Source organism: Falsiruegeria sp. JB4-1 (assembly GCF_055693495.1).
In genome coordinates, this window is the sequence record NZ_JBVFTZ010000001.1 from 1,762,305 (window position 1) to 1,786,099 (window position 23,795).

The following is a 23,795-nucleotide window of genomic DNA, read 5'->3' on the forward strand; positions in this document are numbered from 1 at the left end:
AGCGGACGAATGGTGGCTTTGTCCGCGTCTGGATCGTTCAAACCTGCGCGCTGAATTGTTGCTTTAAGGTGGAAATGCCTGACGTTCGCGGCAGGATTGCGTGACGCGGGGCATTCAGTCAGAGGTCTGTGACGTTCCAAACTTGGACAGCATGCCACTGCGACCTAAGTAGCCTTGAAATGCGACGGCAAGGGTGGTTGACGGCAGGCGCTCGCTCGTGCCCTCTACAACGTCAAGGGGAGAGAGCATGACAGTTCCAAATTCGATCGATGCGGTGCAAGAGATGTTGACCGCTCAAGGCTATGTTTGTGGCAGGGCGTTGGCGACGGTGGTTTTCCTGTCGCTCAAACTTGGGCGGCCGCTGTTTCTGGAAGGCGAAGCGGGCGTTGGTAAGACCGAAATAGCCAAAGCGTTGAGTGCGGCCCTGGGGCGACGCTTGATCCGGTTGCAGTGTTACGAGGGGCTTGATGCCTCGTCTGCGGTTTATGAATGGAACTTTCCGGCACAGATGGTTGCGATCCGTACTGCCGAAGCCTCGGGCGGGGCGGATCGTAAGGCGCTGCAGACCGAGCTTTTTTCTGATGAGTTCCTTGTTGAACGTCCGCTGCTTGAAGCGATGCGCCCCGATGAAAACGGCGCGCCGGTGCTGCTGATTGACGAGTTGGACCGCACCGATGAACCGTTCGAGGCATTTCTGCTTGAAGCACTCAGCGATTTTCAGGTCACGATCCCCGAACTGGGCACCATCAAGGCACCGGAACCGCCGGTGGTGATCCTGACCTCGAACCGCACGCGCGAGGTGCATGATGCCCTCAAACGCCGCTGCCTCTATCACTGGGTCGACTACCCGGATTTCGAACGCGAGGTGGAAATCCTGCACGCTCGCGCGCCCGAGGCGGCAGAAAACTTGTCCCGAGAAATCGTAGCCTTTGTCCAGCAATTGAGGACCGAGGATCTGTTCAAGAAACCTGGCGTGGCGGAAACTATCGATTGGGCAAAGTGCCTGTTGGCGCTGGATGTCATCAACCTGAGCCCTGAGGTGATCGCAGATACATTGGGAGCGATCCTTAAGTACCAGGATGATATCCAAAAGATGCAAGGCTCCGAGGCCAAGCGTATTCTTGATCAAGCCCACGCCAGTCTGGAGCCGGCATGAGCTCTACGCCGCTGGTCATCCACATCTGCGGCTGGCCGGGATCAGGGAAACAGACAATAGGGCAGGCGCTCGCGGCAAAAATCGGGGGGCGGTTGATCGACAATCATCTGATGATTGGCCCCGCCAGTGCAGTCTACGAGCGTGGGCAGTCAGGGCATTTGGAACTCAGACGGCAAGTGCAACGAGCGATATTCGATCACGCGTTGCAGTTGCCTGGGGACGTTGCGATCATCTTCACCAATGCCTTGGCGGATAGGCCGGATGATCACGCGCTTTACTCACCTTTTGCGGAATTTGTCTCAAAGCGTGGTGCGCGAATGGTGGCCGTGACATTGGAAATTTCCGAGCAAGAGAATGTCGCACGGTTGACGGACCCCAAGCGAGTCGGGCGGGGCAAGCTGATGGACACGGGTATTCTGCGCTCTCATCGGGCCAAACTGGAATTGCTTCGACCGGAAGGTGCGATTGACGTGCCTGTGGATGGCCTAACGGCAGAGAAGGTCGCTGACCGGATTGCAGCGCTTTGCGACTGCGAGGTGTCCTGTGGCTGAACAGATCCCACTGGATATCCCTGACAGCCCCAAGCTGGCGCAGAATATCACCCATTTTGCGCGTGCGTTGCGCAAGGCTGGGCTGCCCATCGGGCCGGGGCGGGTGATTGACGCCATTTATGCGGTCGAGGCAGCGGGGTTCACCGAAAAGCGCGATTTCTACTGGACGCTGCACGCCTGTTTCGTGAACAAGCCCGAGCACCGCGAGGTCTTTGCCCAGATCTTTCGCCTCTACTGGCGAGACCCGCGTTATCTGGAGCAGATGATGGCCGCGATGCTGCCCGCCATTCGTGGCGTACAAGAGGATCGCGAGGCCCAAGCCGCCGAGCGCCGCGCCGCCGAGGCATTGCTGGACGGTGTCGAGCGGGACGCGCCGCCACAGGAAGACGGCGGCGAAGAAGAAAGTGAGATCGAGATCGACGCCTCGCGCACGATGTCGGGCGAAGAACGGCTGCGGAGCCTGGATTTCGAGCTGATGAGCACCGATGAGATTGCGCAAGCCAAGCGGATGCTGGCGCAGCTGTCGTTGCCAGTAAAACCGATCCCCTCGCGGCGCGGCATGGCCAGCCTGCGGGGCAGCCGCGTGGATTGGCGGCGCACGCTGCGTGCATCGATGCGTCAGGGGGCGAAATTCACGACATCGCCCGGCTTACCCCGCGGCCACGCTGGCCCAATCTGGTCGTGCTTTGCGATATTTCAGGGTCGATGAGTCAATACAGCCGCGTCATCTTGCATTTTCTGCACGCTGTCAGCAACGCAAAGGGCGCGGGTTGGGCCAAGGTGCATGCCTTTACCTTTGGCACTCGGCTCACCAACATCACCCGCCATCTGGCGCAGCGGGACGTCGATGCAGCACTTAAATCCGCAGGTGCTGAGGCGCAGGATTGGGAAGGCGGTACGCGGATCGGTTCGTGCCTGCATGATTTCAACCGCGATTGGTCGCGGCGGGTCATGGGGCAGGGGGCGGTGGTGCTGTTAATCACAGACGGGCTGGACCGCGACGACCCTGATCAGCTGAGCCTGGAGATGCAGCGCCTGCAGTTGTCATCCCGGCGGTTGATCTGGCTGAATCCGCTGCTGCGGTGGGAGGGTTTTGCCCCAAAAGCGCAAGGTATTGCTGCGATGCTGCCCCATGTGGACAGTTTCCGAGCAGGTCATTCCATCGCGTCGTTGCAAGACTTGGCGCAGGTCATTTCACGTCCTGATGACGTGGGTGAGAAAGCGCGGCTCATGTCCGCGCTTCCATGAGAGATGTCTACTGAAGTTGCTCTTCATTACATTTTGCGGCCGCTTCAATGGCTTTGTACGTGCCTTTGAGGTTCACAACGAAACCATAAGCCTTTTCAGGAAAGACTGTCATGACGTGCTCTTTTGCAACGGCTTCAACCACCGATGGGTCATCAGTCAGTACGTAGCCGCCTGAATAGCCTTTGGTGATATTGCCACGCATTCCGGTTGCTTCGCCGACATAAACCTTGTCACCCAACCCGATCACCACGGCTTGTTTGTCACCTTTCTTGATGTCAGTCTCAGCCTGTGTGAAGACACCGATGTATGCCACCCCTCGGTCGGCGGTCAGGCCCATCTGAACGACATTGCCAAGGTCATCCTTGCTTTCGATCATGCAGGACTTCTTTTCTGTGTCTGCGTAGACGTTCCAGCCTTCGACCGAGCCGTATGGCTCGAACTGTTCAGCGATGGCCGTGGATGTCAAAGACAGAACGGCAGCTGTCGTAAACGCGGCAAGGGATTTGAACATAGGGCACTCCTGTTCGAAAATATGGAAAATTAATCGGCGCCCAAGTCGGGTACTTCACAACTCATGGGCAGTTCGCCAGCAACCTAGATCGCGTTAAGGTATCTTTCAATGTCATTGCATCGAATAAATCCTGTTTCTCAATGCGTGAGAATGCCGCCGTCAGACGCGCAGAAAATTGGGCACATTTGGGGTTCCCCTGCCATTCTGTTTCCTAAGGGCTGCTTTTCTTTGCTCAAATCCTCCTTATGTTGTGCGCAACTTACACGCCCAATGATACACGGCCAGGCCATGAGGAGCCTTCATGGAGAGATTTGACAACAGCCCCGAGACCGCCTTGGACTGGCATCGCAAGGGAATTGGCGCGGCCTTGGCCACCGTGGTTCAAACCTGGGGTAGCGCACCGCGGCGGGTTGGTTCGCAATTGGTGATCGGCGGCGATGGCCGGATCGAAGGTTCGGTATCGGGTGGCTGTGTCGAAGGCGCGGTGATCGTCGAGGCGATCGAAGCCATCGAAGAGGGCGAAGCGCGGCTTTTGGAATTTGGTGTCAGCGACGAGGATGCTTTTGCCGTTGGGCTGGCCTGTGGTGGTACGATCCGGATTTTGATCGAACCGGTTGGAAAAGTGTTGAGCGAAGAGATGCTTGCCGAGATGGTCCAGATCCGGGCCGGGCGTGATGCGGTTGCCTATGAAGTCAATATTGCCACTGGCAAGCGGCGGTTGGTGCCTGATGGTTATGGCGAGCGGATGCGCATGGACCGGTCCGGGTTCGAAGAGGACGGTGAGACGTTTGTGGCAGTGCACAACCCGCCACTGCGCCTGATCGTGGTGGGAGCGGTCCACATCGCACAGGCGCTTGTGCCGATGGCGCGAATTGCAGGATATGATCCGGTGATCGTCGACCCGCGCGAGGCGTTTGCTTCAGACCGGAGGTTTCCGGGCGAGCAGATCCTGCATGACTGGCCAGACGAAGCGGTGGCAAAGCTGGGCCTTGATTCTGCGCACGGCGCTGGTGCTGTTGACACATGATCCGAAACTGGACGATCCAGCGTTGCAGGCGGCTTTGGCTGCGGATGTGTTTTACATCGGCGCGCTTGGGTCGACGCGTACACACGCCAAGCGGGTTGAGCGGATGCAGGCCGTTGGCTTCACCTCCGAACAGATCGGGCGCATTCACGGGCCAGTTGGCCTCGACATCGGGGCGGCGGGACCGTCCGAGATCGCAGTGGCGATCCTCGCACAGATGACAGCCGTGCTGCGGGGCAAGGCATGAAATTCGGACCCGTCCCGCTGGAGCAGGCTCAAGGGGCCATTCTGGCGCATTCGGTGACGACGACGAAACGGAAACTCCGCAAGGGGATCTGGCTAGAGGCCGATCATCTGGCGGAACTGCGCGCCGCCGGGATCAATAAGGTCACGGTTGCCCGGCTGGAACAGGGCGATCTGCACGAGGATGAAGCGGCGGGGCGTTTGGCAGCGGCCTTGGCCAGCGATCTGCAAGCCGCAGGTCTGCGTGTGACAGCCCCTTTCACCGGGCGGGTCAATCTGTTGGCAGATGGGCCGGGTGTGGTCGAACTCGACGTGTCGGCGATCGAGGCGTTCAACCGGGTGCATCCGATGATCACCGTCGCCACAGTGCCACAAATGCAGCAGATGACCAGTGGCGGCATGGTGGCGACGATCAAGGTGATCTCCTACGCTGTCCCTGAGGCGGATGTGACCGCGGCCTGCAATGCGGCGCGTGATGCGGTGCGGTTGATCGCGCCGACGTACAGGACCGCTGGGCTGGTGGTGACTGACATCCCGGGCGGGCCACCCAACGAAAAGGGTATTCAGGCCATCCGGGGCAGGGTCGAGGCCTTGGGGATGGACCTTTGTGATGTACAGATCGTACGGCATCACACGGATGAGCTGGCGCAAGCCGTGGCGCGCGTCGAGGGCGAGATTGCGATGATCTTGACCGGTTCGGCCACGTCGGATGTGAATGACGTGGCCCCCAGTGCGGTGCGCGCGGCTGGCGGTCAGGTGGATCGGTTCGGAATGCCCGTTGATCCCGGCAACCTGTTGTTTTCCGGTCGGATCGGCGCGCGACCGGTCATCGGCCTGCCAGGGTGCGCGCGGTCCCCCGCGCTGAACGGTGCGGATTGGGTTCTCAGCCGTGTGGCGTGTGGAATCACCGTCACGGGCGATGACATTGCTGCGATGGGGGTGGGGGGATTGCTCAAGGAAATCCCGACGCGGCCACAGCCTCGCGCAGGAAAACGCAAGTGACGCTGGGTTGAAACCCAGACAGGCTTGCCCGGTGATAACTCTGCTCTAGGTATAGAAAACTTTCATTTTGACCTAAACCAAACGGTCAAAAATTTTAGTTCTCAAATGCTTGGACCCGTGTTTAACTCTTCCCCAGCTAAAAGCCAAAAAGGGGAGAGACGAATGACACAGGTCACGATGACCGTGAATGGCCGGACTGCCAGCGGTGAGGTCGAAGGCCGCACGCTGCTGTCGAGCTTTCTGCGGGATCACCTGTCACTGACCGGTACACATGTGGGATGCGACACGGCGCAATGCGGTGCTTGCATGGTCCATGTGAACGGCGAGGCGGTGAAATCCTGCAACATGCTGGCGATGGAGGCGAACGGTGCCGAGGTTGCCACGATCGAGGGGCAGGCGGCCCCGGATGGAACGCTGAACACGATCCAGCAGGCGTTCCAGGACCACCACGGCCTTCAGTGCGGATTCTGCACGCCCGGCATGGTGATGTCGGCAGCCGCGCTGCTGAAGGACAACCCCAAGCCGACCGAGGCCGAGGTGCGCGCGCATCTTGAAGGCAACATCTGCCGTTGCACGGGCTACCACAACATCGTCAAGGCGATCATGGCCGCATCCGGTCAGGACGTGGGCGCAATTGCCGCCGAATAAGCAAGACGCGAATTTCCGGCACGGGCGAATTTGAGGAGATGCGCCCGGAGCTATGACCGGTGGGCTATGGTGCCCGACCCGGTATCCAGGGAGGAGAACAAGCTATGCCCAAAGACAGTGGCATCGGAGCCAGTTCAAAGCGCCGCGAAGACGTGCGCTTTTTGACCGGCGAGGGTAATTATACCGACGACATCAACGTACATGGTCAGGCCCATGTGTATTTCCTGCGCTCTGACGTGGCGCATGGAACCATCAACAGCATCGGAACCGAGGCCGCCGCTGGCATGCCCGGCGTCGTGCGCATCTTTACCGGCGCCGATTTCGAAGGCGTGGGCGGCATCCCCTGCGGCTGGCAGGTGACAGACCGCAATGGCGAGCCGATGCAAGAGCCGCCGCACCCGATCCTGGCGCAAGGCAAGGTCCGCCACGTGGGCGATCCGATTGCGGCTGTTGTGGCCGAGACGCTGGAACAGGCGCGCGATGCGGCCGAAGCGATTGAACTCGACATTGCTGAACTGCCCGCAGTTGTGGACATGAAGGCCGCGGCCGCCGAAGGATCGACCAAGGTTCACGACGATCTGACGTCCAACGTCTGTTATGACTGGGTGCTGGGTGAGACTGATGAACAGGTCGTGTCCGACACCTTCGCCAATGCAGCGCATGTGACGACTCTGGATTTGGTGAACAACCGTTTGGTTGCCAACCCGATGGAGCCGCGCGTTGCCGTGGGTGATTACAGCCGTGGCACAGATGAGCACACGCTCTACACCACCTCGCAGAACCCCCATGTGATCCGCCTGCTGATGTGCGCCTTTGTTCTAGGCCTGCCCGAGCACAAGGTTCGCGTTGTGGCCCCGGATGTGGGTGGCGGCTTTGGCACCAAGATCTTCCACTACGCGGAAGAGGCGTTCGTGACCTTTGCGGCCAAGGCCTGCAACCGTCCGGTCAAATGGACAGCCAGCCGGTCCGAGGCGTTCATGTCGGATGCCCATGGTCGCGATCATGTGACCACCATCGAACTGGCGTTGGATGCGGACAACAACTTTGTCGGTCTGCGCACCAATACGCATGCCAACATGGGCGCGTATCTGTCGACCTTCTCCAGCTCGGTTCCGACCTGGTTGCACGGCACGCTGATGGCGGGGAACTACAAGACCCCGATGATTCAGGTGAACGTGAAGGCGATGTTCACCAACACGGTTCCGGTTGACGCCTATCGCGGCGCAGGCCGCCCTGAGGCGACGTTCCAGCTGGAGCGGGTGATCGATAAGGCCGCGCGTGAATTGGGCGCCGACCCAATCGCATTGCGTCGTCAGAACTTCATCACCGAGTTCCCCTATGACACGCCTGTGGCGCTGACCTATGACACCGGCGACTACAATGGCACCATGGATAAGCTGGAAACCGCTGCCGACATCGCAGGCTTTGCCGCACGGCGCGCGGAAAGCGAGGCCAATGGCAAGCTGCGGGGTCTGGGCGTCAACTGCTACATCGAGGCGTGCGGCATCGCGCCGTCGAACATCGTGGGCATGTTGGGTGCGCGTGCGGGTCTGTATGACGCCGCAACTGTGCGGGTGAACGCCACCGGCTCGATCAGCGTGATGGTTGGTGCGCACAGCCACGGTCAGGGACATGAGACTGCGTTCCCGCAAGTCGTGGCCGAGATGATCGGGATTGATGAAAGTCAGGTCGAGATCGTGCATGGTGACACCTCGAAAATCCCGTTTGGCATGGGCACCTATGGCTCGCGTTCGCTGGCGGTCTGTGGATCGGCCATGGTTCGGGCAACCGAGAAGATCATCAACAAGGCCAAGAAGATCGCGGCGCACCTGCTCGAAGCATCTGATGCAGATATAGAGCTGAAGGACGGTCAGTTCACCGTTGCAGGCACCGACAAATCGGTCGCTTGGGGCGATGTCACGCTGACGGCCTATGTCCCCCACAACTTCCCGCTCGAAGACATCGAACCGGGGTTGGAGGAAACCGCGTTCTATGATCCGGCGAACTTCACCTACCCGGCAGGCGCTTATGCCTGTGAGGTCGAAGTTGATCCGGAGACCGGGAAGGTCACCATCGAACGGTTTGCGGCGGCGGACGACTTTGGCAACATCGTCAACCCGATGATCGTGGACGGTCAGGTGCATGGCGGGATCGGTCAGGGCATCGGTCAGGCGCTGCTGGAAAACTGCGTCTATGACGACAACGGCCAGCTGCTGAGCGCATCCTACATGGATTACGCGATGCCGCGTGCTGATGACGTGCCGTTCTACACCGTGGATCATTCCAGCCAGACGCCGTGTACCCACAACCCGTTGGGGGTCAAGGGCTGCGGCGAGGCCGGTGCGATTGGCTCACCGCCTGCGGTGGTGAATGCAGTCATCGACGCGATGCAGTCGGGCGGCAAGGATATCGGTCATATCGATATGCCAGTGTCACCGTCCCGTGTTTGGGCCGCGATGAACGGTTGAGTTGAGAGAGTGGGTGCAAGGGGTCAGCCCCTCGCACCCCTCGGAATTTTTCAGCAAGAAGAAGGGGCGTTTCCCGAGCTTCTTGAAGGAGGACCGAAATGTATAATTTCGACTATGAACAGCCCGGCACGATCGCAGATGCGGTTGCGGCACTTGGGGCTGAAGATGCGCAGGCTTTGGGGGGTGGGCAGACCCTGATCCCCACGATGAAACAGCGGTTGGCATCGCCCAGCAAACTGGTGTCGCTGGCAGCGATTGCCGAGATGAAGGGTGTCTGTGCCGAGGATGGCGCAGTCGTCATTGGCGGTGGAACCACCCATGCCACTGTCGCAGCCGAAGCTGGCGCCCATTACCCCGCACTGGCAGATCTGGCGAGCCATATCGGTGACCCGGCCGTGCGCAACCGTGGCACCATTGGTGGCTCGCTGGCCAACAATGACCCATCGGCGTGCTACCCGGCCGCAGCTTTGGGGTCAGGCGCCACGATCGTTACCAACGCACGCGAGATCGCGGCGGATGACTATTTCCAGGGCATGTTCACAACTGCGCTGAATGAGGGAGAGATCGTAACCTCGGTCAGCTTCCCGATCCCCGAGGCGGCGAACTATCAGAAGTTCGTCCAGCCTGCCTCGCGCTTTGCGCTTGTGGGTGTCTATGTCGCCAAATACGCCGACGGCGCGCGGGTGGCTGTGACCGGTGCGTCCGAGGATGGCGTATTCCGCTGGTCCGAGGCCGAAGAGGCGCTGAACAAGAACTTCAGCGGCGATGCGCTGATGGATTTGAGCATCAACCCCGCCAATATGATTGGGGATCTGCACGGCTCGAAAGAATACCGCGCGCATCTGGTGGCCGTTATGACCAAACGGGCGGTGGCCGCCTGCGGGTAAGCCTTGCCGAAGTTGAAGAAAGCCGCGCGGGAAACTGCGCGGCTTTTGCCATGAGAGAGCGTGCCATGATCACCGAAATCTGGGCCAGTTTTCGCAGGCTCCCCGTGTGGGTACAGATCTGGGTTGGGGTGATCCTGATGCCAGTGAACCTGCTGCCGCTGGCGTTTCTGGGGCAACCGGGCGCGGGGCTGATTGCCGTTTTGGCAATTGGGGGGATGGTTTTGAATCTGCCGATTTTGCTGTTCGAACGGGGTTTTTCGAAAGCTATGGCTTTTCCTCATTTCCTGCTTTGGACACCCCTTTTGGGAGTGATTTCTGGGCAGCTGCAAGGCGGGGTTAGTGGCGGTTATCTTCAGGCTTTGGTTTTGCTTGTGATCGTCGACTTGATCTCTTTGCTGTTTGACTATGTCGATGCCATTAAGTGGTGGCAGGGCGATCGTGGGATCGCCTAGGCGGGCAGGGCGGTATAGATGCCGATGCCGCCCACCAGGATCAAACTGAGGGCCCAGATGGTTTCCAAGTCGAACCAAGTGCGAGACAGGAATTGCAGGCCCAACCAACGATACACAGCCACGGCCAACCCGCCGCCGGCGATGATCATTGCAGCCGTGTGAACTACAGCCACGCCCAGTGTCAGCAGCATATTGCGTCCCATCAAGTCCGCAGCGGCGCGGTGGCCTGCGTCAAGCTCTTCGATCCGGCAAAGGCCAAGGTAGATGGGCACCAGCATAAGGGCGGCACCATGAACCAGCGCCACAAGGAACGACCATAGCGCCAGTTGCGTGGGCGGGATGCGGGACAGAAACCTTGGATGTCTACGCGTGATCAGCAGCCAGAGGCCAAGGGCCACAACGATGATGCCCGCCCCAAGTCGGAGTTGGCGTTCGTAATCTAAAAGAAGCGTCATCAGCGAAAACGGTAGCAGGATCACCAGCATCGCCATGAAATGCCCACCCGCCAACGCTCCTAACGCGCCATAAAGCGCGCGGGGGCGTTGCTCCATTAGGGCCGAGGAGACCGCCAAGGGCCAACCCATACCGGGATTCAGCCCGTGATAAAGCCCGCTCAGAACAACGGCCAGCCACAGGCCAGCCGTTGTACTCATCAGCGTTTCCAATGTTTACACCGACGGGTAGCAGAAGCTGTCGGTCGAGCAGTCTCCGCCCTCGAGCCGGATCTGGTGTGAACGATATCCATCAGGGAACTCGACCCAAAAGTTTTCGTCCAGGGTCAACCCGCCGCCTGCGCCAACGTTGGCCATGACCATCGCAGCACCGCGTTCGCCGGGATAGAACTGATCGTCCCATGTGGAATAGAGCGAGTTGGTCCAATAGACGCGTTTGCCATCGCGGCTGATTTCGACCATCTGCGGGCCATAGCCAAAGTCCTGACCATTGGGATGCTTGGTTTTCTTGACGATACCGCCGATGTCGACCTTGCCCGCCAGTGTTGGGTTCATCGGGTCCGAGACATCGTATTGATGCATCTCGCCGGTGCCCCAGCACGCGACATAGAGGTATTTGTCATCCAGGCTCAGGTCGATGTCAGTGACCAGGGGCGGCACGGCCGAGAACCCTTTGAGCAACTCGGGCAGGTCATCGGGATCGGCCGGTTGCGGGTCGATGGTGATGGTCTTCTTAGCCTCAAACGTGCCATCGTCCTTGCGCCACCAGGTAAAGATGGCGCCTTGCAGGTTGGTTGTGTCGACAACCACGCCACAGAATCCGTATTGTTTGACGGGGTCATGGGCAGGTCGGATTTCCAGAGCCATCTGGTGATTTTCACCTAGGTCGATGGTCTGGACATTCTTGCGCGCGCGCAGGTCCCAGAAATGGATCGAATGACCGTATTTGTTGCTCAGCAGATCTTCGGCGACGATGCCGTTTTCGAACTGCGGAGGCAGGCCCCATTCAGAGCTGACCATGTAGTCGCGCGGAAGGTTCCACCAGAAGTCATAGTGTTTGTCTTGCACACCACGGTCCATTTCATATCGGCCAATGATATCAAACGTTTCGCAGTCCATGATGAAGATGCCTGGCGGGCCGTCAGTGCCGTCAGGTCCACCGCCACCCAGTGTCGAGACATAGATGCCTTCGGGGCCGCAATGGATGGTGTGGGGGCGGGAATAGCCGGTCTTGGCAAAGACCTCTTCGGGTTCGATTATTTTGTGAATCTTCGCCTTTAGCGGCTCCTTGACGTCGATCACATAGATGCGCGACGAACGAATGCCGGGGATGATCAGGTAACGCCGTTCCAGAAACGCGTGACCGGTCAAAGGCGACAGGGCCGAAGAGCAGGCGTTCCAGCCAAAATGATGAAACTCATCGCCCTTGTTTGGCATCATCACCTTGTGAACGATTTTGCCATAGTCGTCCGACTTGGGGTCCACATTCACTACGGCCAACCCATCAGGTTGCGAGAAATCCGGACTGAGCATCAAGGTGAACGCCAGCGTCTCGGGCGGGGCTTCCATCGCGAGTTTGGGCGAGGGGTGAAACGTCGGATCAGGTCTTAAATTCATTTGCGGTCCTCCCATGCAAAATCACCGGGGCGGAACAATGTTCTAAATTTTTGTAGTGGGTCGCAATTTTCTCCCGGCCCGACTATCGTTCACGGGCTGATCGTTTGGGTCAAGTCAAACCTGCATGTCGGGCGTATCTTCGCCGCTACTCCAGAGGTGCCCAATCGGGACCAGGGTCGAATAAGGTCAGGGTGTGCGCGCCTTCCAGCGTGTCCTCGCCCAGGTCGGCCTCGTAGATGGCGCCGTTTTCACCCACCATGAAGCTGGTGATGCCGCTGTTGCCATAGTCTGCAGGTACTGCCAGCATCGCGTGTCCGGCGACCATGTGCCCGTTGATTTGATAATCCATCGCGCCGCCGGGGGCGTTATCGGTCTGCCCGGTCAAGATGCGATAGTAGTAGCCACCAAAAGGCTCGGGCGCTTGGTCTTCTTCGCCATCGTTGTAGCCGTCCAGCGAGGCGAGAGCTATCCGTTCGCCCAGGGGGCTGTCAGCATCAGCCCAAAACAGACCATCGCGGCCTTGTGGCGACGACAAAAGTGCGCTTGCAAACTCCATCACCCCGTCGCCGTCGTGATCGGTCAGCCGGTATTCGGCTTGAATGTCCACATAGGCCTGCAGCATCTCGATGGTTTCAAGCTCGTTTAGGCCGATGCGGCGGGCGTGGGTCTCTTCCTCGCCTGCGACGATGTCAAAGGCCCATCCCACATCCGTCCGTGTTAGCGGGATAGGGAACGGCCAGCCGTCTTCGCCAAGCAAGAGCGTGACTTGCCCTTCGCCAGAAGGAAGGAAACGATAGCCCGCGGCATACATGCCAAGGATCTCCTGACGGTTTGCATTGTCCCGATCCGGGTTGCCGGTCGAGAGCAACTCTTCGGCGTCGTTGCCGAATACAGTCAGCATGGCTTGGGTGTCCTGCGCTGACGCCGCCGTCATCATCGCATCAAGCGCGTCTTGCGGGGTGTCATAGGTCGCCGGGGATTCTGCGGCTTGCAAAGGCAGGGCAAGGATCAAAGCCGTCGAACAAAGAGCGGAGGAAAGCGATTGATATTTCATGGTTTATCTCCTCCGTCCGCCACCGCGCGACGCGTGTCCACGTGCAGCCCCGGCATTAGCCCGCTGGCCAGAAGAGGCACGCCGTTGCATGGCAGCACCCCGGTTACCGTTCCCCTGCGCCTTTGGGGCAGGGCGTGAAGCTTGTTTGGGGCGCGACTGAACCTTGGCCTTGGCCTTTGGTTTCGGAGCGTTCGGCGCCTTGGCCTTGGTTCGATCCACCGCGTCGCGGCGGGCATCGGGGCGTTGAACATCGCGGTCTGCACCGGGTCGCGAAATGTCGGCCGCCCCGGTTTCCTTGGACAGGCGCTGGCGCATTTCGTCACCGCGATCGGGTTTCTTGACCGGCATCGTAGTTGCACCATCACCGCGCCGCTGACCGATCTCGTCACGGGCTTTGTCACGGCGGTCATCGTCAGGCTTCCAGCCGATGTTGTCGCGGTCGCCGATGTTTACATCACCGTCGATATCAATGTCGATGTCCGGGTTGCGGATGATCGGGTTGCCATGCCAGCCGCCGCAATTCCGGCAGCCCCAATAGTCATACCAGTCGTCGTCATCATCAAAAATCTCGGCGATCAGGGCCACCGTGGCAAAGGTGATCACACCTGCAGCAACGGCGTCACCCACGTCCGAGCCATCGTCGACATAGACCGTTTCGGGCTCATACTGCGGGACATAGATGACTTCAGGATCGGTGGGTTGGATGATGATGGTTTCCTCGCCTGCGTCCTGTGTGACCTCCACCGTTTGTTCATCGCCACTGGTCAGCGTGCCGGCATCCTCGGCGATCTTGCGCATGTCCTGAACGGCGGCCATCACGTCATCGTCTTGGGCCAGCATCGCTGTGCCGATGGTTTCGGTCCATTCAACATGCACGGCCATGTCGGTCAGTACATCCGGAAAGGCGGTGGCCAGCACTGCGACGCTTTCATCCCAGCCTTGTGCCTCAATCTGGGCTTCCAAATCGTCAGCGTCCTTGTTGTCCTGCACAAAACGGTCGGCTTTGACCACTTCAAGCGGGAAGGTCGCCGCCACCAGAATCTGAATGAGTAGAGTGTCAGGATAGAGGGCCACTGGGCCGACCAGCTCTTGCAGCTCTTCTTTCGTCAACAGGTTCTGAGTTTCCTGATCTGTCGGCGCCTCAGTCGTGGCCGCGTCTGACGTGTCTTGGGCTATCAGGGGCTGCGTGCCAAATACGGCGCACAACATCGCCGCAGAAATTATGCGGTAGGTCATCCGGTCTCCCCTCCGGCTGTGAATAACGAAAGCCTAGGGGAAAGAGCCTTTGAAACCAAATGGTTTTCTGATGTGAAACGAAAAGCGCCCCGTCGCGGATGCAACGGGGCGCCTGAATTCGATTTCGGTCTGTCGCCTATTTTTGCGGCAGTGGGCCGATCATCATGATCATCTGACGGCCTTCCATCTTCGGCATGTTTTCGATCTTGCCGATTTCCTTGACGTCTGCGGCCACACGTTCCAACAGCTCGCGGCCAAGGTTCTGGTGCGCCATTTCACGACCACGGAAGCGCAGGGTCACTTTGACCTTGTCGCCGTTTTCCAAGAACTTGAACACATTGCGCATCTTCACTTCATAATCATGCGTGTCGGTGTTGGGCCGGAATTTGACCTCTTTCACCTCGATGATCTTCTGTTTCTTGCGCGCTTCGCTTTCGCGTTTCTGCTGTTCATACTTGAACTTGCCAAAGTCCATGATCTTGCAGACCGGAGGGTTGGCATTGGGCGAAATCTCAACAAGGTCCAGACCTGCATCAGCAGCCATTTGCATGGCTCTGGCGGGTTGAACCACACCGACGTTATCGCCATCGGCGCCGATCAGGCGGATTTCGGTGGCACGGATTTTGTCGTTGACGCGTGGGCCTGTGTCGCGTTGCGGCGGCGCGTTGTGTGGTCTGCGGGCTATGGGATCATTCCTTTGGTAATGGCAGATTTTCGATGTCGGAATTTAGACTGCGACGCGCGGCACTGCAAGCGGGATCATCGCGGAAATCGGCCGAAATCATGTATGTTTTTCGGTCATTCAGGGTGCTCTGCCAGGAATTGGCGGAAACTGCGACAGAAACTGTCGTAAGCAGGCGTTCCCGGCAGCAGCATGTGATTGTCGCCGGGCAAGGTTTGAAAGCGTGCGCCCGGGATCAGCGCAGCCAGTCTGCGGCCTTCCTCGACGGGGACGCGCTTGTCCCCTTCGGAATGCAAAACCAGCACCGGAACCTGCACTTGCCGTGCCAGGTCACTGACATCGCAGCGGGCATTCATCTCGTTGATCCGCGCGGCATTTTCCGCCGGAGAGGCCACTCGCTGCAACTCGTCAAAGCTGTCCTTTTGCGCAGGGCTGGCCTTGGGGATCATCATCTCGGTGAACATGTGCCGAAAGGCGGGCGTGACTGAGCCCCAACCGGCACGGATGACCTGTGTTGTGGCCTCGTGAAGGGCTTCTTGGTCGGGGTGGCCGCGCATCAGGCTGCCGCGCGCATAGCCGCCGTACATCACGATGCAGCGCACCCGTTCGGGGTGGGTCACAGCATAACGCACGGCGATGGCGCAGCCCTGCGAGGCGGCAAAGACGGCGAACCGGTCCAGACCCGAGGCCTCGACGACGGTTTCTACGTCCCGGGCCATGGCGTCGTCCGAGATCTCGTCCACCTCCCAATCCGACAGGCCATTGCCGCGTTGGTCGAACCGCACAAAGTGATGGTCGCGGGCCATGTCCTGCAGCAGGGGACCCCAGATCGGACTGAGCCAGTCGTGTTCCAGATGGTTGAGCCAATTGGGCATCTTGAACACCGCTGGACCCGAGCCGACCGAGGCATAGGCCAGTTGCACCCCATTTGGCGTAATGCAGAATTCGATCTGCTGGGTACGGGACAGGGCGGTCTGGTCGTCGAACCGCTCGCGTGCTTTTGGCGTCCACTGCCAGACCCGGATCGGGCGCGAGATGTTCTTGACGTTTTGTGACCCTAGATCGGCAAAGGCGGCGTCCAGGTGACTGTGAACGAGTTGGTGCAGCGCGTCCGAGATGCAGACACCACCCGGTTCCGCCATCTGTTCAAGGCGCGCAGCCACGTTGATATCATCGCCAAACAGATCCCCGTCTTCGTCCAGCACATCGCCAATGTTGATCCCGATGCGATATTGGATGCGGGTGTCGGGCGGATGATCGCCTTCGTGTTTTTCCATGCCGGACTGGATTGCCAAAGCACAGGTGACAGCGGCACGGGGGCTGGAAAATTCGGCCATCATTCCGTCGCCGGTGGTTTTGATGACGCGGCCGTGCACTTCGGCAATCGCGGGGTCGATCAGGGTTTTGCGGTAGGTGCGCTGGCGAGCAAGGATACCATCTTCATCCGCCTCGATTAAGCGGCTGTATCCGGCCATGTCGGCCATCAGGATGGTGGTCAGGCGGCGTTGAATGTCACTGGCCCTGCTAAATCTTCAAAGAATAGGGGCAGTATACATATAAAACGGCCCCGGACGAATATTTCGTTCCGAGGCCGTTTTGATTTCAAGTTGTGAGAGGCTTAGCCAACAAAGGCTTTTTCAACCACAAACTGCTTGGGATCCGAGTTTGCGCCTTCTTCCAAGCCGAACCCTTCGAGGATTTCGGTAATGTCCTTGTTGAAGGCCAGGCTACCGCAGACCATGCCGCGATCGGTTTCCGGGTTGATCGGGTCGATGCCCAGATCCTTGAACACGGTGCCATCGGTCAGCAGATCGGTGATCCGGCCCATCTTGGGGCTCTCTTCGCGGGTGGTGGTCGGATAATAGCGGATCTTGTCGGCAAACCCTTCGCCGATCAATTCTGCCAGCATTTCGTCCTGTTTGATGCTTTCAATCAGCTGACGACCATACTCCAACTCGGCCACTTCGCGGCAGGTGTGGGTGATCACGACCTCGTCGTAGTCCTCATAAGTCTGCGGTTCACGCAGCAGCGACGCAAAAGGCGCAAAGCCGGTGCCAGTGGCAAAGAACCACAGGCGCTTGCCGGGCAGCAGGGCGTCGTGCACCAGCGTGCCGACGGGCTTGGGCCGCAAGATGATCTGATCACCCGCTTTGATGTGTTGCAGTTTCGAGGTCAGCGGTCCTTCTTGCACCTTGATCGAATAGAACTCCAGCTCTTCGTCCCAGGACGGCGAGGCGATGGAATAGGCGCGCAGCAGCGGCTTGCCGTTGTCACCCAAGAGGCCGATCATCACGAACTCTCCCGAGCGGAAGCGCAATGAGGCAGGGCGCGACACCTTGAAAGAGAACAGGCTGTCGGTCCAGTGCTTCACATCAGTGACGGTCTGGGCGTCGGGGAGAACGGGGGCCTTGGTGGTGGGGGCGTCGGTCACGGATTTCATCTCTGTCATCGTTATATCTGCCGGTGCTCTACACCGACAACTCCGTTTAAGCGTTGATCCAAGTCAGGAAAAGGGGGCAATCGGCCCCCTTTGGTTCACAAGCTGGCTATGACGCAGGATTATCCGCGCAGGCGGGCCTGATAGTTGTGGTCTTTCCAGTTCGCGCGGGCCAGCCATTGATCCTCGGGCTGACGGGCGGCCAGGGCATCGTCAATCTCGACCTCGTCAAAGCCGCTGCGGCGCGCCATGGCGTATTGGTCGGCCAGAACATGGCCTTTGGCGCGCAGACGCCCTGTGAAGCCTTTCAGGCGCAGGGTGCGCGCGATGGTAAAGCCGCGTCCATCCGCAAAGGAGGGGAAATCCACTCGCACCATCTTGGCCGCGCCGAGGCGGTCAATCAGTTCGTCGGGGTTGGTGTCGGACGGCACGTCCAGCGCCACCACGTCATTTGCGGCATCGTCCAGGGTGACAAAGCCGTCGGTCCAGTCGTCAGGCTGAAAGCCTTCGTCGCTTACGATCACGTTCATGTCTTTTCTCCTACGCGCACCATCTTGCCGTCGACAAAATGGATGCCGCATTCTTCCTTGTTCTGATCGCGCCAGCGTCCGGCGCGAGGATCTTCTCCGGGTTTGACCTTCGAGGTGCACGGCGCACAGCCGATCGAAGGGTACCCTTGGGCTACCAGCGGATGCCGGGGCAGGCGGTTTTCTTCCATGTAGGCGCGCACATCTTCGGGCGCCCAATGGGCCAGTGGATTGACCTTGATCCGGCCAGTGCCGTCCTCGACCTCGAAAAAGTCGAGCGCGGCGCGGGTGCCCGCCTGAAACCGCTTGCGACCGGTGATCCAGCCATCAAAACCATTCAGGGCGCGCTGCAACGGGATCGTCTTGCGCAGCGTGCAGCAGGCGTCGGTGTCGCTCAGGTTCAGGGCACCGTAAGGGTCCTGCTTGGCTATGTCGTCTTCATGGGCGCGGATGATGCGAACATCTTTCAACCCCAGTCGTTCTGCCACCTCAGCCTGATAAACCAGCGTCTCGGCAAACAGCATCTGAGTATCCACAAACAACACTGGCACCGATTGGTCGATCACCGCCGCCATGTGCAGCAGAACCACCGATTCCGCGCCAAAACTGGACACCAGAGCGATGTTCCCCGCCTGCGTCAGCGCCCCGTGCATGACATCGGTGGCGCTGTGGTGGCGGTAGCGGGTGTTCAGGGCCTCGACCTTTTCGGTCAGGGCATGACGATCCGCTCCCAGTTCCGTCTGGATCTCGTCAAGCGGCATCGGCCTGTGCCTCAGGGTAAAGAGCCGCTTTGAACGGCGCCAAACCAAGGCGACGATAGGCCTGCAGGAACGTCTCATCCTTGCTGTTGCGCAGATCGAGGTAGGCGTAAACCAGACGTTCGACGGCAGGTACGATCTCGTCATACGAGAAGCCGGGGCCAGCACGCTCGCCGATGGAGGCGTTTTCCGAACCGTCGCCACCCAGAGTGATCTGGTAGTTTTCGACGCCAGCCCGGTCCAGGCCCAGGATGCCGATGTGACCCACGTGGTGGTGCCCACAAGCGTTGATGCAGCCCGAAATCTTGACTTTCAGGTGACCGATGTTGTGTTCCAGTTTCAGCTCGTCAAATCGGGTCGCGATGGTTTCGGCAACCGGGATCGAACGGGCCGTGGCCAGCGCACAGTAGTCCATGCCGGGGCAGGCGATGATGTCGCTGATCAGGCCGATATTGGCGGTGGCCAGTTCGTGCTTTTTCAGACGTGCATGGATCGCAGGCAGGTCCGATTTGTGGACATGCGGAAGGATCACGTTCTGCTCGTGGCTGATGCGCAGTTCGTCATAGCCGAACTCCTGCGCCAGATCCGCCATCACGCGCATCTGTTCCGCTGTCGCATCACCCGGTGTGTTGCCGTGCTTCTTGATCGAGATCGTGACGATCGCGTGGTCCGCGTTCTTGTGCGGCGCGATGTTGGTGTCGACCCACGAGCGGAAGACCGGATCATTGGTGTACGCACCTTCGAACGTGGCCACGGATGCCTCGCGGAAGACGGGCAGGGCAAAGTGCGTCTTGATCTCGTCCAACAGCGTCATGTCGACACCTTTGAACTGCGGGCGCACTTGGGCGTAACGCTCGTCCACGCGGGAGCGGATGTCGTCGATGCCGTGCTCGTGCACGGTGATCTTGATACGGGCCTTATACTTGTTGTCGCGGCGGCCGATCTGGTTCCAGACTGAAACGGTGGCTTCCAGATAGGCTAACAGATCGTCGAACGCGATGAATTCGTTCAAGGTTTTGCCGATCATCGGTGTCCGGCCCAGGCCACCACCCACGATGACCTTGGCACCCAGAACGCCCTCACGCTCGACCAGTTGCAGGCCGATGTCATGCGCCTTGATCACGGCGCGGTCATTTTCCGAGCCGGTGATGGCGATCTTGAACTTGCGCGGCATGAACTGGAATTCCGGGTGGTCGGTCGACCACTGGCGCAGCAGCTCGGCATAGGGGCGCGGATCGGCAACCTCATCAGCCGCAGCACCGGCAAAGTGGTCGGCGGTCACGTTGCGGATGGTGTTGCCCGACGTTTGAATGGCGTGCATGCCAACTTCGGCCAGCGCGTCCAGCATATCCGGCACGTCATTCAGCTTGGGCCAGTTGTACTGGATGTTCTGGCGCGTGGTGAAATGGCCGTAACCCTTGTCCCACTTCTCGGCCAACAGGGCCAGCTGGCGCATCTGTGCGCTGTTGAGCGTGCCATAGGGAATGGCAACCCGCAGCATATAGGCGTGCAGCTGCAGATACAGGCCGTTCATCAGGCGGAGCGGCTTGAATTCATCCTCGGTCAGCGAGCCGTCGATGCGGCGTTCGACCTGGGCGCGGAACTGAGCGTTGCGTTCAGCAAGAAAGGCTGTGTCAAACTCGGAGTAGCGATACATGGTTTGCTGTCCTTGTTGCAGCCCCGGACATGGGGCCTTTTGAGGGGAGAGAGAAGGGGCCGATCAGGCCCGGGGCTGCGGAGAGGTTTCCTGCTTGCCGTGCACGTAGTTCGACGGCCCGGTGCGGCGGAAATCCTCTCTAAAGTGGGTGGGTTCGGGGCCGTTGTCGCCGACCACCGCATCGGCCAGATAGGCCCCCACGATCACGTTTGCCTGCCGCGAGGCATCCAGCAGCCGCAGCTGCGCATGTGCCTCGTCGGTGATCAGCTCAGCCTCGGAAATATGGCGCGACCAGCGATCATCGGCGGTTTGATAAATCACGTCACCTTCCAGCAGGTGGTTGGCAGTGACGATCTTGGGGGAAAAGGCACGGGCCATCAGGCAAATTCCTTGTGCAATTGGGTCAGTGCCTGCGCCGCGTCACGGGGCGCGAGGCCATAAAGGGTCAGGGCGGGGCCATCCATTTCGGCGGCCGCCAGATCGGTGGGCAGCTTGTCCAGCGTGGTGGCCAGGACGCGCTGATCAGGGCGCGAGGCGTTTTCGACCAGCGTGACCGGAGTTGCGCGATCGGCACCGTGCATGATCAGACGGCCCTGCACGAACCGGGCTGACTTCTTGCCCATGTAGATCGCGGCAACCTCGCCCGAGCGCGCCAAAGCGGCCCAGTCGTGATCGGCAAAGCCCTTCATGTCGTGGCCGGTCAGGAACCGGACCGAGGAATTGCGGCCACGGCGCGTCAGGCTTTGGCCAATACCGGCCACAGCCGCCGAGGCGGCAGTCAGGCCGGGCACGATGCGCCAAGTGACGCCAGCGGCCTCAACCGCTTCGATCTCTTCGTCCAGGCGACCAAACACGGTGGGGTCGCCGGACTTGAGCCGGACCACACGCGCACCGGTCAGGGCGGTCTCGACCAGCAGCGCGTCGATGTCCGATTGCTTCCACGAGGGGCCAAAGCCTGCCTTGCCCACATCGACCAGACGCGCGGTCTTGCCAGCAAGCGCCAGGATATCGTCGCTGATCAGACGATCGTGCATGACCACATCCGCCATCTCAAACGCGCGCATGGCTTTCAGCGTCAGCAGTTCGGGATCACCTGGACCTGCACCGACAAAGTCGACGTGGCCGTGTGGCTTGTGTTGTGTGGTCGTGGACATTGCTGGTCCCTGTAGTGTGTTTGACTTGGCGTCCAATATAGGAAATATTCCCGCCAATACGCCATATTGGCGATCAAATAAGGACAAAAGTTTTCGGTAGCCGGTAAAGTGGAACGCTGGTTTCGAATGAGAGGGAAAACAGGAATGTCGGTACGAATAGATGACACAGATCGGAAAATTCTGGCTGAGCTGCAACGCGACGCCAGCCAATCACTGGACGAAATCGCCGGTCGCGTAGGGTCATCGAAGACACCCGTGTGGAATCGCATCCGCAAGCTGCGCGGGGCCGGAGTGATTGGCCAGCAGACAGTGCAATTGGATGCCGAGGCGCTTGGATTTGAGGCCTGTTTCTTTGTTCTGATCCGCACTTCAGAACATGAAGCGGACTGGCAGAGAGCGTTTCTCAAGGCCCTGCGCGATCGCCCAGAAGTGCAAGAGGCACACAGGCTTGCCGGGGACATCGATTACATCCTGAAAGTGCGGGTGCAGAACGCGCGGGCCTATGACGCGTTTTATCAGGCGCTGATTTCCGAGGTGCGGGTGCACAACGTCACGGCGCTCTTGTCGATGGAAGAAATCAAGTCGACAACCATGTTGCCACTTTAGATCGGGGAGGGGGCGCTGCCCTTAACCTACTCGAAAGTTGCGCTTTCAGTTGCGGTCGAGAAATGCTTGCCTCAAGTGCGAACGTTGCCTCGGCCCGTAGCCGACATTCTTTGAATTGTGGAGAGCGTCCGCTTAAGATCAACTCAACCTCGCCTGACCGACAACCGAAGCCAAGAGTGAGGAGCGGGTACTCGTTACACATAAAAAATTGGTCACCTAAAGACGGTAATTTTCAACCAATTTCCCAGCGGCATTGGTACTTTCTCATGAAACTTTCATCCGACTTGCCAACGCAAAGGCCAACGCTGCCAGCGCCGCAAGGACAAGAAACGACAGTCGCATACCTATTCCCTGGGCAACGAAGCCAATGATCGGCGGGCCGAGCAACATGCCGCCGTACCCAAGAGTGGCAACGCTTGCAATGGCAGGACCTGCTGGAATTTGCGGGTCAGCCGCAGCACGCGAAAACACAAGCGGCATTACGATGGCATATCCAACTCCCATTAGGGCAAAACCAATCAACGCAGCATGAAAGGACCCACCAAAGATCGCGGCCATAAGCCCAGTAAATGCAATACCCGCACTAGCGCGCGTTGTCGTGACGGGGCCCAAACCCTCAACAATTCTTCCGCCAGCTAGTCTTGTAAGCACCATCATGACGCAAAAAACCGCGTAACCGAGAGCGGCCTGCGCCTCATCCGCTTCTGTCACAAGACGCAAGAAAACCGCACTCCAGTCAGCCATTGCACCTTCCCCCATCGAGATCGAAAAGGCGATGAGGCCGACCAACAGAAGCGAACGGGATGGCAGAAACAGAGATGGCGTTTTGCGGGATGTGGACTTCGCAGGGGCGGTTGGAGCCTTGGCCTTGGCCATGACCCGGACAGTAAAGACACCTCCCGTCACGGCGACGACAAGGAAATGCCAAAACGGATTAACTTCGAGGCTGGCAGCAATAAATCCGCTGGCAGCTCCGATCCCAGCCCCAAGGCTGAACATGGCGTGGAAAGTCGACATGGTGCTACGGCCAAGGCGATCCTCGACCTGTGCGCCCCACCCATTCATTGCCACGTCCATGGCACCATGGAACGCACCGAAGAAGAACAAGCCTACCCCAAGTGCCAGTCCCGTTGGAGCCATCGCTAGTAGCACCAGAGAAGGCGCATAAAACCAAGAGCACAGAACAGTCAGCCGCTCCGCACCCCAGCGTTCGGACAGCCCACCGGCCAAAGGAAAGGACACGATGGCCCCACTGGCCAGCGCCAGAAGCAAGGTGCCCAGGACTGACGGCTCTAAGGCAAAATCCTCCTTGAATGCCGGAACGCGTGAAGCCCAGGAACCAAACAACAACCCATTAAGAACGAATGCAGCAACAACAGCCCGCCAATTCGCATCCTTGAACAATCTGAGAGGTTCAGACATTCA

22 protein-coding genes and 2 pseudogenes are annotated in these 23,795 nt (G+C 59.3%); 10 read left to right on the plus strand and 14 right to left on the minus strand.

The window, feature by feature from the left end; genetic code table 11:
* The first annotated feature begins 247 nt into the window (after window positions 1–247).
* The 3 genes and pseudogenes from ACZ1HE_RS09070 to ACZ1HE_RS09080 all read left to right on the plus strand — a co-directional run bounded on the left by ACZ1HE_RS09070 (window position 248) and on the right by ACZ1HE_RS09080 (window position 2,955).
* On the plus strand, window positions 248–1,156 hold the full coding sequence (locus ACZ1HE_RS09070; protein ID WP_472620467.1) for an AAA family ATPase: 909 nt from the start codon (window positions 248–250) through the stop codon (window positions 1,154–1,156).
* The gene (locus ACZ1HE_RS09075; protein WP_472620468.1) at window positions 1,153–1,707 is read left to right on the plus strand and encodes a P-loop nucleotide/nucleoside kinase family protein; all 555 of its coding nucleotides are present in this window, start codon (window positions 1,153–1,155) and stop codon (window positions 1,705–1,707) included. Before ACZ1HE_RS09070 ends, ACZ1HE_RS09075 begins: the two co-directional genes overlap by 4 nt.
* A pseudogene (locus tag ACZ1HE_RS09080) lies at window positions 1,700–2,955 on the plus strand (vWA domain-containing protein). The gene ACZ1HE_RS09075 and the pseudogene ACZ1HE_RS09080 overlap by 8 nt, the downstream one beginning before the upstream one ends.
* A 7-nt stretch (window positions 2,956–2,962) precedes the next feature.
* Here ACZ1HE_RS09080 and ACZ1HE_RS09085 read toward each other — a convergent pair.
* A complete protein-coding gene (locus ACZ1HE_RS09085) occupies window positions 2,963–3,466 on the minus strand; it encodes a hypothetical protein (protein WP_472620469.1) in 504 nt (167 codons plus the stop codon).
* 301 nt (window positions 3,467–3,767) lie between these two features.
* On the opposite strand from ACZ1HE_RS09085, the pseudogene ACZ1HE_RS09090 reads away from it, so the two are divergent.
* The 6 genes and pseudogenes from ACZ1HE_RS09090 to ACZ1HE_RS09115 all read left to right on the plus strand — a co-directional run bounded on the left by ACZ1HE_RS09090 (window position 3,768) and on the right by ACZ1HE_RS09115 (window position 10,190).
* Window positions 3,768–4,737 (plus strand): annotated as a pseudogene (locus tag ACZ1HE_RS09090) (XdhC family protein).
* Window positions 4,734–5,735 carry a molybdopterin-binding protein gene (locus ACZ1HE_RS09095; protein ID WP_472620470.1) on the plus strand — a complete coding sequence of 334 codons (1,002 nt, stop codon included), beginning with the start codon at window positions 4,734–4,736 and terminating at the stop codon, window positions 5,733–5,735. The pseudogene ACZ1HE_RS09090 and the gene ACZ1HE_RS09095 overlap by 4 nt, the downstream one beginning before the upstream one ends.
* Window positions 5,736–5,897: 162 nt before the next feature.
* Window positions 5,898–6,383 (plus strand): (2Fe-2S)-binding protein, encoded by a 486-nt coding sequence (locus ACZ1HE_RS09100; RefSeq protein ID WP_108785530.1) that lies wholly within the window; start codon window positions 5,898–5,900, stop codon window positions 6,381–6,383.
* Between the two features lie 104 nt (window positions 6,384–6,487).
* Window positions 6,488–8,851, plus strand: a complete 2,364-nt coding sequence (locus ACZ1HE_RS09105; protein WP_472620471.1) for a xanthine dehydrogenase family protein molybdopterin-binding subunit — start codon at window positions 6,488–6,490, stop codon at window positions 8,849–8,851.
* A gap of 98 nt (window positions 8,852–8,949) precedes the next feature.
* On the plus strand, window positions 8,950–9,738 hold the full coding sequence (locus ACZ1HE_RS09110; protein WP_472620472.1) for an FAD binding domain-containing protein: 789 nt from the start codon (window positions 8,950–8,952) through the stop codon (window positions 9,736–9,738).
* A gap of 50 nt (window positions 9,739–9,788) precedes the next feature.
* Window positions 9,789–10,190, plus strand: a complete 402-nt coding sequence (locus ACZ1HE_RS09115; protein ID WP_472620473.1) for a hypothetical protein — start codon at window positions 9,789–9,791, stop codon at window positions 10,188–10,190.
* Here ACZ1HE_RS09115 and ACZ1HE_RS09120 read toward each other — a convergent pair.
* From ACZ1HE_RS09120 to cobA, 12 genes are all read right to left on the minus strand, one after another.
* A complete protein-coding gene (locus tag ACZ1HE_RS09120) occupies window positions 10,187–10,843 on the minus strand; it encodes a hypothetical protein (protein ID WP_472620474.1) in 657 nt (218 codons plus the stop codon). The genes ACZ1HE_RS09115 and ACZ1HE_RS09120 overlap by 4 nt on opposite strands.
* A 15-nt stretch (window positions 10,844–10,858) precedes the next feature.
* Window positions 10,859–12,259: a selenium-binding protein SBP56-related protein gene (locus ACZ1HE_RS09125; RefSeq protein ID WP_472620475.1), complete on the minus strand. Its 1,401-nt coding sequence runs from the start codon at window positions 12,257–12,259 to the stop codon at window positions 10,859–10,861.
* A 145-nt stretch (window positions 12,260–12,404) separates the two neighbouring features.
* On the minus strand, window positions 12,405–13,313 hold the full coding sequence (locus ACZ1HE_RS09130) for a DUF2950 domain-containing protein (RefSeq protein ID WP_472620476.1): 909 nt from the start codon (window positions 13,311–13,313) through the stop codon (window positions 12,405–12,407).
* A gap of 3 nt (window positions 13,314–13,316) precedes the next feature.
* Window positions 13,317–14,549, minus strand: coding sequence for a DUF3300 domain-containing protein (locus ACZ1HE_RS09135; RefSeq protein ID WP_472620477.1), 1,233 nt, complete (start codon window positions 14,547–14,549; stop codon window positions 13,317–13,319).
* A gap of 136 nt (window positions 14,550–14,685) precedes the next feature.
* Window positions 14,686–15,276, minus strand: a complete 591-nt coding sequence (infC, locus tag ACZ1HE_RS09140; protein ID WP_472624421.1) for a translation initiation factor IF-3 — start codon at window positions 15,274–15,276, stop codon at window positions 14,686–14,688.
* Window positions 15,277–15,347: 71 nt separating this feature from the next.
* A complete protein-coding gene (locus tag ACZ1HE_RS09145; RefSeq protein WP_472620478.1) occupies window positions 15,348–16,715 on the minus strand; it encodes an alpha/beta fold hydrolase in 1,368 nt (455 codons plus the stop codon).
* A gap of 134 nt (window positions 16,716–16,849) precedes the next feature.
* Entirely contained in the window at window positions 16,850–17,680 is an 831-nt protein-coding gene (locus tag ACZ1HE_RS09150; protein ID WP_472620479.1) for a ferredoxin--NADP reductase, read from the minus strand.
* A gap of 110 nt (window positions 17,681–17,790) precedes the next feature.
* Window positions 17,791–18,198 carry a DUF934 domain-containing protein gene (locus ACZ1HE_RS09155; RefSeq protein WP_472620480.1) on the minus strand — a complete coding sequence of 136 codons (408 nt, stop codon included), beginning with the start codon at window positions 18,196–18,198 and terminating at the stop codon, window positions 17,791–17,793.
* Window positions 18,195–18,956: a phosphoadenylyl-sulfate reductase gene (locus ACZ1HE_RS09160; protein ID WP_472620481.1), complete on the minus strand. Its 762-nt coding sequence runs from the start codon at window positions 18,954–18,956 to the stop codon at window positions 18,195–18,197. The genes ACZ1HE_RS09155 and ACZ1HE_RS09160 overlap by 4 nt, the downstream gene beginning before the upstream one ends.
* Window positions 18,946–20,610, minus strand: coding sequence for a nitrite/sulfite reductase (locus tag ACZ1HE_RS09165; protein WP_472620482.1), 1,665 nt, complete (start codon window positions 20,608–20,610; stop codon window positions 18,946–18,948). Before ACZ1HE_RS09165 ends, ACZ1HE_RS09160 begins: the two co-directional genes overlap by 11 nt.
* 63 nt (window positions 20,611–20,673) lie before the next feature.
* Window positions 20,674–20,988, minus strand: a complete 315-nt coding sequence (locus tag ACZ1HE_RS09170) for a DUF2849 domain-containing protein (RefSeq protein ID WP_472620483.1) — start codon at window positions 20,986–20,988, stop codon at window positions 20,674–20,676.
* Entirely contained in the window at window positions 20,988–21,764 is a 777-nt protein-coding gene (cobA, locus tag ACZ1HE_RS09175) for a uroporphyrinogen-III C-methyltransferase (RefSeq protein WP_472620484.1), read from the minus strand. Before cobA ends, ACZ1HE_RS09170 begins: the two co-directional genes overlap by 1 nt.
* Window positions 21,765–21,908: 144 nt before the next feature.
* On the opposite strand from cobA, the gene ACZ1HE_RS09180 reads away from it, so the two are divergent.
* Window positions 21,909–22,370, plus strand: coding sequence for an Lrp/AsnC family transcriptional regulator (locus tag ACZ1HE_RS09180; protein ID WP_472620485.1), 462 nt, complete (start codon window positions 21,909–21,911; stop codon window positions 22,368–22,370).
* A gap of 264 nt (window positions 22,371–22,634) precedes the next feature.
* On the opposite strand, the gene ACZ1HE_RS09185 is transcribed toward ACZ1HE_RS09180, so the two are convergent.
* Complete coding sequence (locus tag ACZ1HE_RS09185; RefSeq protein WP_472620486.1) at window positions 22,635–23,792, minus strand: MFS transporter; 1,158 nt, start codon at window positions 23,790–23,792, stop codon at window positions 22,635–22,637.
* Between the last annotated feature and the right edge of the window lie 3 nt (window positions 23,793–23,795).